Annotated in this window: 2 protein-coding genes; both read left to right on the plus strand. The window is 70.4% G+C overall.

From position 1 onward, the window contains the following. Positions 1-179 precede the first annotated feature (179 nt). Positions 180-824 (plus strand): methyltransferase family protein, encoded by a 645-nt coding sequence (locus CCN72_RS32700; protein ID WP_086811827.1) that lies wholly within the window; start codon positions 180-182, stop codon positions 822-824. Between the two features lie 125 nt (positions 825-949). Next, a complete protein-coding gene (locus CCN72_RS32705) occupies positions 950-1,675 on the plus strand; it encodes a lysophospholipid acyltransferase family protein (RefSeq protein WP_086811828.1) in 726 nt (241 codons plus the stop codon). The last annotated feature ends 16 nt before the right edge of the window (positions 1,676-1,691 follow it).

Genomic DNA, 1,691 nt, shown 5'->3' on the forward strand with positions numbered 1-1,691 from the left:
GCCGGGCCCCGGCCCCCCTACGCCCAGTCCTGTGAAACCCCCTGGGGGCTCAGGCTCTGCCGAGTCCCCGAACCCGTCCCTCGGGGTCGGCTTCGGGGGCTCTCCATCCGTGGGTGGAGAGATCTCCATCGACCCGTGGGTGCTGGTGGACGATGGGGGGCGGGGCGCAGCCTTGGGGCATGAACTCGCTGCGTCCGGCGCTCGCCGCCCTCACCGGTGTCTGCTTTCTGGTCTTCGCCGCCGCCTGGCTCCTCGGTGCCGCCTACTTCGGCATCAGAGCCAACGGCGGCGTCCGCGGCTGGCTCCGCGCGTCACGCTCCTCCGCGCCACGCCGGGTCTTACTGATCGCGGGCGTGGCCCTGTTCTTCTTCGTGGTCCACCACACCCGGGGCTTCTGGGAGCACCTCCAGTTCTGGCAGCCCGAACTGGCCCTGCTCGGCGCCCTGCTCGCCCTCCTCTCCACCGCCCTGCTGCTGTGGTCCCGCTGGGTCCTGGGCACGATGTGGGACAGCGTCCCCTCCCTCCAGCAGAATCACGAGCTGCGCACGGACGGCCCGTACCGACTGGTCCGCCACCCCATCTACACCGGCATCCTCGGCCTGATCACCGGCTCGATGCTGACCGGCGGCTTCAGCTTCTGGACCGCCTTCCTGATCGCCGCGATCCCCTGGCTGCTGCGCCGGGTCCGTGTCGAGGACGCCCTGATGGCGGGCGAGTTCGGCGCCGCGTACGACGCCTACCGGTCCCGGGTCCCGGCCCTCATACCCCGGCTGCGCCCCGCCCACCCGCATCCGCACGGCGTCGGTGACGGCGGGCGCCCCTAGGGTCTTTCGTTCGGATCATGCCGGGCCGATTGCGCCAAGCTCTCCGGTCCGGTTGCCCCCGGGGACAAGTGGCAGCACGCTGTCCTCGCGGCCCAGCCGAGCCGCCGGAGTGAGGAGCGGCCCCCTTGTTCTACTACCTGCTCAAGTACGTTCTGCTGGGTCCCCTGCTCAGGCTGGTCTTCCGGCCCCGGATCGAGGGCCTGGACCATGTGCCCGCGACAGGCCCCGCGATCATCGCCGGAAACCATCTCTCCTTCTCCGACCACTTCCTGATGCCGGCGATCCTCAAGCGGCGCATCACCTTCCTCGCCAAGGCCGAGTACTTCACCGGGCCCGGCATCAAGGGCCGGCTCACCGCGTTCTTCTTCCGCAGCGCCGGACAGATCCCGGTGGACCGCTCGGGCAAGGAGGCGGGCCGGGCCGCGATCCGCGAGGGCCTCGGGGTGCTGGACAAGGGCGAACTGCTGGGCATCTACCCGGAGGGGACACGCTCGCACGACGGCCGGCTGTACAAGGGCAAGGTCGGGGTCGCCGTGATGGCCCTGCGGGCAGGCGTCCCGGTGATCCCCTGCGCCATGATCGGCACCTTCGAGGCCCAGCCGCCCGGCAGGACCCTCCCCCGCGTCCGCCCCGTCACCATCCGCTTCGGCAAGCCCCTCGACTTCTCCCGCTTCGCGGGCATGGAGCAGCAGAAGGCGGTCCTGCGGGCCGTCACCGACGAGATCATGTACGCCATCCTGACCCTGTCCGAGCAGGAGTACGTCGATCAGTACGCCGCCGTCGCCAAGGCCGAACAGCCTACGGAGAAGAGCGCGAAGGAACGCAGATTCCCGAAGGCACCGCTCGGCTGACGCTCACCCCTCACCC

This window comes from Streptomyces murinus (genome assembly GCF_002154555.1).
GTDB classification, from domain to species: Bacteria; Actinomycetota; Actinomycetes; order Streptomycetales; family Streptomycetaceae; genus Streptomyces; species Streptomyces murinus.

Coding starts and splice junctions, on each gene's coding strand:
- CCN72_RS32700 (WP_086811827.1), top strand. CDS start 180: ATGAACTCGCTGCGTCCGGCGCTCGCCGCCCTCACCGGTGTCTGCTTT.